Genomic DNA, 8,014 nt, shown 5'->3' with positions numbered 1-8,014 from the left:
GGCCGCGCGCATATCACCTGCAACAAGAACGGCGTGCCCTTCGATCCGGAAAAGCCCACCGTGACCAGCGGCATCCGGCTGGGATCGCCGGCGGGCACCACCCGCGGCTTCGGCGAGGCCGAGTTCCGCCAGATCGCCGACTGGATCATCGAGGTCGTCGACGGCCTGGCCGCCAACGGCGAGGACGGCAACGCCGAGGTCGAGGCCAAGGTCCGCGCCGAGGTCGCCGCCCTCTGCAAACGCTTCCCGATCTATCCCGAGCTCTGAGGCCCCCCACATCCTTCCTCGGAGCCCGGAAATGGCGGATCACGATGGTATCGTGGTCCGCCTTTTTCCGTCAGCACTACGGTTGTCTGAGCCAACAAGAGAAAGGCCGCTGCGAATGGCAGCGGCCTTTCGGGTCTGGGCGAGGGGGGACGCCTCAGATGTCGAGCGTATGCTCGCGCTCCCAGCGGCTGAAGTGGGTCACGAAGGAGTTCCACTCCTGCATCTTCATCTTGATGTAGGACGACGAGAAATCCGCCCCCATCATTTTCTTCAACTCTTTGTCCTTGTCATACTCGCGGATCGCGTCGAGCATGTTCAGGGGCAGCTTGGGCGCGCCACGGACCTTGTGGCCCTCGGCGTACATGTCGATGTCATGACGCTTGCCCGGATCGGCCTTGGAGTGAATGCCCGACAGGCCCGCCGCGATGATCACCGCCTGCAGCAGGTAGGGGTTCACGGCGCCGTCGGGCAGGCGCAGTTCGAAGCGGCCGGGGCCCGGGACGCGCACCATGTGCGTGCGGTTGTTGCCGGTCCAGGTCACGGTGTTGGGCGCCCAGGTGGCCCCGGACATGGTGCGCGGTGCGTTGATGCGCTTGTAGCTGTTGACCGTCGGGTTGGTGATCGCAGCCAGCGCGCTGGCATGTTTCATGATTCCGCCAAGGAAGTGCTTGCCGCGCTCCGACAGGCCGACCTCGCCGGTCTGGCCTTCGCCGTCGCCTGCGAAAACGTTGACCTTGGCCGCGTCACCGGGCGCATCCCAGACCGAGATATGCGCGTGGCAACCGTTGCCGGTCAGGCCTTCGATGGGTTTGGGCATGAAGGTTGCGCGGTAGCCGTGCTTTTCGGCGACCGACTTGACCATGAACTTGAAGAAGGAGTGCTGGTCGGCGGTCTTGAGAACGTCGTCGAACTCCCAGTTCATCTCGAACTGGCCATTCGCGTCCTCGTGGTCCGTCTGGTAGGGCTTCCAGCCGAGGTCCAGCATGTAGTCGCCGACCTCGCGCACCACGTCGTAGCGGCGCATCACCGCCTGCTGGTCGTAGCAGGGCTTGGCAGCGGTATCGAAAGGGTCCGAGATCTCGTCGCCTTCCGGCGTCAGCAGGAAGAATTCGGCCTCGATGCCGGTCTTGACGTGCAGACCTTCTTCGGCGGCTTCGGTAATCAGGCGCTTCAGCACGTTGCGCGGCGCCTGCTCGACGGGCTTGCCTTCCATCACGCAATCGGCGGCCACCCAGGCCACGTCGGGCTGCCAGGGCAGCTGGATGACAGAGGAGGGGTCCGGAACGGCCAGCATGTCGGGATGGGCCGGTGTCAGGTCAAGCCAGGTCGCGAACCCGGCAAATCCGGCGCCGTCTTCCTGCATGTCGGCAATGGCCGCCGCAGGCACCAGCTTGGCCCGTTGTCCACCGAAGAGGTCGGTGAAGGAGATCATGAAATACTTGACGCCGCGTTCAGCGGCGTAGGTGGCGAGGTCGATCTTTGCGTCCGGCGCGGCCTGATCTTTTGCCATTTTTGTCATCCTCTCTGTCCTATCGTGTCGCGATGGGCGTCGTCTTGTTTGCGCCCCATCTTGTGAAGCGGCGCAGCCTCTTACTAGAGGCCGCGCCGTGTTGGTTCAGAAGCCGGGTTTGCCTGGGTACCATTCGGTGCCGGCGAGTGGAACGCGGGCCATTGCCGCCGCTTCCATCGTCAGCGCGCACAGGTCCTCGGGTTCGAGGTTGTGCAGGTTGTTGTGACCACAGGCGCGGGCGATGGTCTGCGCCTCCAGCGTCATGACGCTGAGGTAGTTGCGCAGGTGCCGCCCGGCTTCGATCGGGTCGAGACGCTTTTGCAGTTCGGCGTCCTGGGTGGTGATCCCCGCCGGGTCCTGGCCCTCGTGCCAGTCGTCGTAGGCGCCGGCGGTGGTGCCCAGCTTCTGGTACTCGGATTCCCAACGCGGGTCGTTGTCACCCAGCGCGATCAGGGCGGCGGTGCCGATGGCCACCGCGTCGGCGCCCAGGGCCATGGCCTTGGCCACGTCCGCGCCGTTCCGGATACCGCCGGAGACCACTAGCTGCACCTCACGGTGAACGCCCAAGTCCTGAAGCGCCTGAACGGCGGGACGGATGCAGGCCAGCGTCGGCAGACCGACATGTTCGATGAACACGTCCTGGGTTGCGGCGGTGCCGCCCTGCATACCGTCAAGAACCACCACGTCGGCCCCGGCCTTCACCGCAAGCGCTGTGTCGTAGTAGGGGCGGGTGCCGCCGACCTTGACGTAGATCGGTTTTTCCCAGGCCGTGATCTCGCGCAGTTCGAGGATCTTGATCTCCAGGTCGTCCGGGCCGGTCCAGTCCGGATGCCGGCAGGCCGAGCGCTGGTCGATGCCCTTGGGTAGGTTGCGCATGTCGGCAACCCGGTCCGAGATCTTCTGACCCAGCAACATGCCGCCGCCGCCGGGCTTGGCGCCCTGGCCGACCACGACCTCGATCGCATCCGCCTTGCGCAGGTCGTCGGGGTTCATCCCGTAACGCGAGGGCAGGTACTGGTAGACCAGCTTGGTGGAATGGCCGCGTTCCTCGACGGTCATGCCGCCGTCACCGGTGGTGGTCGATGTGCCCGCCGCCGATGCGCCGCGGCCGAGAGCCTCTTTCGCGGGGCCAGAGAGAGCCCCGAAGGACATGCCCGCAATCGTGATCGGGATGTCCAGTTCGATCGGCTTCTTGGCGAAGCGCGTGCCAAGGGTCACCTTGGTGTCGCATTTCTCGCGGTAGCCTTCGAGCGGGTAACGCGAGACCGAGGCGCCGAGGAACAGCAGGTCGTCGAAGTGCGGGACCCGGCGCTTGGCGCCGCCACCGCGGATGTCGTAGATGCCGGTGGCCGCCGCGCGGCGGATCTCGGCGTTGATCGGGTTCGAAAAGGTCGCCGACTGGATTGGCATTGTCCGAGGGGGCGTCTTGTCCTTGATGTCTTTCACGCTCATGTCTCCCTCAATACGCGTTGTCGACTTTGAAGTTGTACAGCTGGCGTGCCGAGCCGTACCGCTTGAACTCTTCCGGTTTTGCATCGCTGCCCGCGCGTTCCAGCAGGTCACGCAGGATTTCGATATGTTCGGGCCGCATCTCTTTTTCGATGCAGTCGGCGCCCAGCGATTTCACCGAGCCGCGCACGAAGAGGCGCGCCTCGTAGATCGAGTCGCCCAGGGCGTCGCCAGCGTCGCCGCAGACAACCAGGTTGCCCGACTGGGCCATGAAGGCGGACATGTGACCGACGTTGCCGTGCACCACGATGTCGATCCCCTTCATGGAGATACCGCAGCGCGAGCTTGCGTTGCCTTTGATGACCAGCAGGCCGCCGTGTCCGGTGGCGCCGGCGTACTGGCTGGCGTCGCCTTCGATGACCACGGTGCCGGACATCATGTTTTCGGCCACGCCGGGGCCGGCAGAGCCGTGCACATGCACGGTCGCCTGCTTGTTCATGCCCGCTGTGTAGTAACCGGTCGATCCCTTGACGCTGACCTCGATTGGCGCGTCCAGCCCCACGGCGACGGCGTGGCTGCCGCGCGGGTTCACGATTTCCCAGCTGGTCTGGTTGGTGTCATTGGCCTGGGCATGCAGCGCGGCGTTCAGGTCGCGCAGGCTGTTGGCTTGAAGATCGTAAGTTTGCATCATGCCGCCTTCTTTTTCGGGGTGGGGGCCTGGTTGTGGGTCCAGAAGTAAACGGTCGCGGGTTCGGGTTCCCAGACGCGGGCTGTTTCGATGCCCGGCAGGTTCACCAGCGCGCGATACTCGGAACCGAAGGCCACGTATTGATCGGTTTCCGCCATGACGGCGGGCTTGCAGGCAATCGGGTCACGGACGACGCCGAAGCCGTCCTTGGTGCCGACGACGAAGTTGAAGAAACCGTCGAGATCCTCGAGCGAGGCTTCGAGAGCTTCACCCAGCGTCGCGCCGTTCTGCATCTTCCAGGTCAGGTAGGCGGCGCCGACCTCGGTGTCGTTCTGGGTTTCGATATGGATGCCCTCGCGCTGCAGCTTGCGGCGCAGCGAGTTGTGGTTCGAGAGCGAGCCGTTGTGCACCAGGCACTGGTCAGAGCCGGTGTTGAACGGGTGTGCGCCCAGCGTCGTCACCGCGGATTCGGTGGCCATGCGGGTGTGGCCGATGCCGTGGGTGCCCGACATCTTGGCGATGTCGAAACGTGCCGCCACGTCCTTGGGCAGGCCGACTTCCTTGTAGATTTCCAGGGTATCGCCAAAGGACATGGCGCGGACTTCGGGTGCGATCTCGCGCAGGGCGGTGCGGGCCTCGTCCGCCTTGCCGGCGGGGACCTGCAGCACCGCGTGGGTGTCGTTGCGGGTCAGCGTGACCTTGCCACCCAGCGCCGCGGCCATCTTGTCCGCGAGGCCGTCAAAGGACGCGTCCGGGTCTTCGGCCTGGACGGTGAGTTTCGAGGCCGAGGTGTCCTCGGCGCCATAGATCGCGATCCCGGCGCTGTCGGGGCCGCGATCGGTCATGGTGATGAGCATATCGGTGAGCAAGGCACCCAGCTGGGGCTCTAGCGCCTTGTCCTTCAGGAACAGTCCGACAATTCCGCACATTCTGGTGTCGCTCCACTTTCTTGATTCTACCCGGATCGGGCTGACCGGTTCAGGCTAGCACCGGAAACGCGATGCCGCAACTAAGATGAAAAAAATTTTCCTGAGAGGCAAGGGTGGGCGATCAGCCCACCCTTGCCGGTCTCGGGATCAGTACCGTTCGACGCTTTGCTGGACCTTCTCGTGGTCCAGCGCGCGCTGCTTGGCACGTTTCAGGTGCTCGCTTTCCCGCACGAACTGGATCCGGTGCCAGCCCAGCCAGAAGATCACGCCAAGCGCGACCATCAGCATTTCCGATCCCTGGAAAGGATAGATCGGACCGACATCCGCCAGGTCTACGGCCCAGCTTTCGTAACCAATCGAGGACATAGTGGACGCTCCTTATTCTGCGGGGGTGAGTTTGGCGGCCAGGTGGGCCTTGTCGGCCTCGATGATGGCCTCCTTGGCTTCTTCGTAGGCATGGTGTTCGGCGTAATCGAGGCCTTCAAGCTCGACCTCCTCGGGGATCCGCAACACGCCCATTGCCGCCTGAATTTTGGACACGGCGAATGCAGGCAGGAACCCGAGGCCAAAGAACATGATCATCGCTCCGATGAACTGACCCAGCGGGTTGACCGTGGCATAGCCTTCATACGGCGAGGACGGCGCACCCCAGAGCACGAAGCCCGCGATGATCAGCCCCACGAAACCGGCATAGCCATGCACCGCGACGGCGCCGACGGCGTCGTCCAGCTTGAACCGGCGTTCGACCCAGAAGTGCAGGCGGTAGACGATGACCACGCCAACGGCGGCGATCAGCATTGCCTGCACCGGGTGATAAAGGTCATTGCCCGCGGAGGCGGTGATGACCCCGGCAAGACCGCCGGAGAAGGTCCAGAAAGCATCGCCCTTGGACACGAGATAGGCCGCCATCAAGCCGCCCGAAAGCGACATCAGGAAGTTGAAGGTGATCCCGGACAGCGAGGTCGGCGCCAGGTAGATGTTGGTGGCCGTCCAGGTGGTGCCGGTGATCTGGCCGCCGATGCCTTCAGGAGAGATCACGGGCACGTTGCAGGCCGCGTAGAAGCCCCAGAAGCCGGTGTAGATCAGGAAGATGCCGATGGTCAGCATCCACGGGTTGTGCGGGGGAATGTCTCGCGGCGTGCCGTCCTTGGCGAATTTGCCGATGCGCGGGCCGAGAACCGCGATCACGCCCAGGGCATAGCCGCCGGCGATCGCGTGAATCACGCCGGATGCATAAGCGTCGTGATAGCCGAGGAACTTCACCATCCAGCCATCATAATGCCAGCCCCAGGCCGCATCGATGATCCACCAGACAGAACCGATCAGCACCGCATGCACCCAAAGTGCGGACGAGCGGATGCGTTCGATCACGGCACCCGAAACGATCGAGGCCGCCGTCCAGGAGAACAGGAGGAAGGCCGCCCAGAACACTCCGGTGATTCGATCCGCGGCGTTCGGACCCATCGATTGAGCCCAGGGGAGATTGCCGGAGCCCATCTCGTGGTCGAGCCCGCCGAAGAAGGGGAACATCGGGAAGGCCCAGTAGATCCACCAGCCGAAGAAGAAAAACGTGACGGTGACCAGTGGGATCACCATGACGTTTTTCATCAGTGTGTGCATGTGGTTGCGTCGACGGCTTGCACCGACCTCGTACATGCAGAACCCGACGTGAATCAGGAACATGAAGACCACGGTCACCCAGTAGTAGAACTCGGTGAACACCGTGGTCAGGGCGTTCAGGTTGCCATCCATTATGTATCTCCCTGTCTGTTGGATCTTGACTTTAGTGCAACTTATTTCACCAATGGGAAGCGAAGTTCATTCATCATGTCAAATTTATTTCACTCTCAGGGTGGAAATATGCCTCGCTTGCCCTATGGTTGTTCCGGTTGTCATGTATTTGACGCGTTTCCCGGCAGGAAAATAATCTTAACCCGGGTATTGATTTTTTCCGGAGGATCGGTCTCAATATCTCCAAACCTAAGAGTCAGGGAGACAAGGAATGGCGATCATCTACAGGACGTCGGCGCTGGCTCAGCGTCATGCGGAAATCGGTGGTGAACTGGAAGACTGGAACGGCATGGGAACCGCATGGTTCTATGACCACACCGACGAACGCGCCAAGGCAGACTACGAAGCGGTGCGCACCAAGGCCGGCCTGATGGACGTGTCCGGCCTGAAGAAGGTCCACCTCAGCGGCCCGCATGCGGCGGCGGTGATCGACCGCGCCACCACCCGCAACGTGGACAAGCTCATGCCGGGCCGTGCGGTCTATGCCGCGATGCTGGATGATCGCGGCCTGTTCATCGACGACTGCGTGATCTATCGCGTCTCGGTCAACTACTGGCTGTTGGTCCACGGCACCGGTACCGGCCATGAAAGCCTGGCGATGGCGGCCTATGGCAAGAACGTTTCGATGATCTTCGATGACGATCTGCACGACATGTCGCTGCAGGGCCCCGTGGCGGTCGACTTCCTCGAAAAGCACGTTCCCGGCATCCGCGACCTTGCGTACTTTGGCATCATCCAGACCAAGCTCTTCGGCAAGCCGGTCATGATCTCGCGCACAGGATACACCGGCGAACGCGGCTACGAGATCTTCTGCGAAGGTCGCCACGCGATCGAGCTGTGGGATGCAATTCTCGAGGACGGCAAGGACATGGGCATCCGCCCGGTCCAGTTCTCGACGCTCGACCTGCTGCGGACCGAAAGCTACCTGCTGTTCTATCCGGGCGACAACTCGGAAACCTATCCTTTTGCCGATGGCAGCGCCTGCGGCGACTCGCTGTGGGAACTGGGGCTGGAATTCACCGTCTCCCCCGGCAAGACGGGGTTCCGTGGCGCCGAGAACCACTACGCGCTGCAAGGCAAGGAGCGGTTCAAGATCTACGGTGTCCGCCTCGAAGGCACCACCGCCGCAGACGAGGGCGCCGAGCTGCTCAAGGACGGCAAGCCCGTTGGTGTCGTGACCTACGGCATGCGGTCGGACCTGTTCGACCACACGGTCGGGATCGCGCGGATGCCGGTCGATTGCGCGGTGCCCGGCACCAAGATGACGGTGCGCAACGCGGATGGCACCGAAATCCCCTGTGTCGCCGAGGAAATGCCCTTCTACGACAAGGACAAGAAGATCCGCACCGCCAAGGGCTGACGCCCGGCCATGCAGAAGGC

Annotated in this window: 7 protein-coding genes and 1 pseudogene; 2 read left to right on the top strand and 6 right to left on the bottom strand. The window is 63.1% G+C overall.

Annotated elements, in window-relative coordinates; translation table 11 throughout:
- A pseudogene (glyA, locus tag RBB42_RS16625) lies at positions 1-267 on the top strand (serine hydroxymethyltransferase); the annotation flags it as partial.
- Positions 268-421: 154 nt separating this feature from the next.
- Here glyA and glnT read toward each other — a convergent pair.
- The 6 genes from glnT to RBB42_RS16595 form a co-directional block, all read right to left on the bottom strand.
- A complete protein-coding gene (glnT, locus tag RBB42_RS16620) occupies positions 422-1,777 on the bottom strand; it encodes a type III glutamate--ammonia ligase (RefSeq protein WP_305970408.1) in 1,356 nt (451 codons plus the stop codon).
- 105 nt (positions 1,778-1,882) lie between these two features.
- Positions 1,883-3,229, bottom strand: a complete 1,347-nt coding sequence (locus tag RBB42_RS16615) for an FMN-binding glutamate synthase family protein (RefSeq protein ID WP_305970407.1) — start codon at positions 3,227-3,229, stop codon at positions 1,883-1,885.
- 7 nt (positions 3,230-3,236) lie between these two features.
- Positions 3,237-3,914 carry a GXGXG domain-containing protein gene (locus tag RBB42_RS16610; RefSeq protein WP_305970409.1) on the bottom strand — a complete coding sequence of 226 codons (678 nt, stop codon included), beginning with the start codon at positions 3,912-3,914 and terminating at the stop codon, positions 3,237-3,239.
- A complete protein-coding gene (locus RBB42_RS16605; protein ID WP_305970406.1) occupies positions 3,914-4,843 on the bottom strand; it encodes a class II glutamine amidotransferase in 930 nt (309 codons plus the stop codon). Before RBB42_RS16605 ends, RBB42_RS16610 begins: the two co-directional genes overlap by 1 nt.
- A gap of 147 nt (positions 4,844-4,990) precedes the next feature.
- Positions 4,991-5,209, bottom strand: a complete 219-nt coding sequence (locus RBB42_RS16600; RefSeq protein ID WP_305970405.1) for a hypothetical protein — start codon at positions 5,207-5,209, stop codon at positions 4,991-4,993.
- A gap of 12 nt (positions 5,210-5,221) precedes the next feature.
- A complete protein-coding gene (locus RBB42_RS16595) occupies positions 5,222-6,595 on the bottom strand; it encodes an ammonium transporter (RefSeq protein ID WP_305970404.1) in 1,374 nt (457 codons plus the stop codon).
- 250 nt (positions 6,596-6,845) lie between these two features.
- On the opposite strand from RBB42_RS16595, the gene RBB42_RS16590 reads away from it, so the two are divergent.
- On the top strand, positions 6,846-7,994 hold the full coding sequence (locus RBB42_RS16590; protein WP_305970403.1) for an aminomethyl transferase family protein: 1,149 nt from the start codon (positions 6,846-6,848) through the stop codon (positions 7,992-7,994).
- The last annotated feature ends 20 nt before the right edge of the window (positions 7,995-8,014 follow it).

Origin of the sequence: Mameliella sp. MMSF_3455, from assembly GCF_030733205.1 — a bacterium.
GTDB lineage: Bacteria > Pseudomonadota > Alphaproteobacteria > Rhodobacterales > Rhodobacteraceae > Antarctobacter.
Note: the sequence above shows the minus strand (reverse complement) of the source record. Positions and strands in the feature narration are given on the sequence as shown.

Excerpts from the sequence above, each read along its gene's own strand:
- glnT (WP_305970408.1), bottom strand. The coding sequence starts at position 1,777 with ATGGCAAAAGATCAGGCCGCGCCGGACGCAAAGATCGACCTCGCCACC.
- RBB42_RS16615 (WP_305970407.1), bottom strand. The coding sequence starts at position 3,229 with ATGAGCGTGAAAGACATCAAGGACAAGACGCCCCCTCGGACAATGCCA.
- RBB42_RS16610 (WP_305970409.1), bottom strand. The coding sequence starts at position 3,914 with ATGCAAACTTACGATCTTCAAGCCAACAGCCTGCGCGACCTGAACGCC.
- RBB42_RS16605 (WP_305970406.1), bottom strand. The coding sequence starts at position 4,843 with ATGTGCGGAATTGTCGGACTGTTCCTGAAGGACAAGGCGCTAGAGCCC.
- RBB42_RS16600 (WP_305970405.1), bottom strand. The coding sequence starts at position 5,209 with ATGTCCTCGATTGGTTACGAAAGCTGGGCCGTAGACCTGGCGGATGTC.
- RBB42_RS16595 (WP_305970404.1), bottom strand. The coding sequence starts at position 6,595 with ATGGATGGCAACCTGAACGCCCTGACCACGGTGTTCACCGAGTTCTAC.
- RBB42_RS16590 (WP_305970403.1), top strand. The coding sequence starts at position 6,846 with ATGGCGATCATCTACAGGACGTCGGCGCTGGCTCAGCGTCATGCGGAA.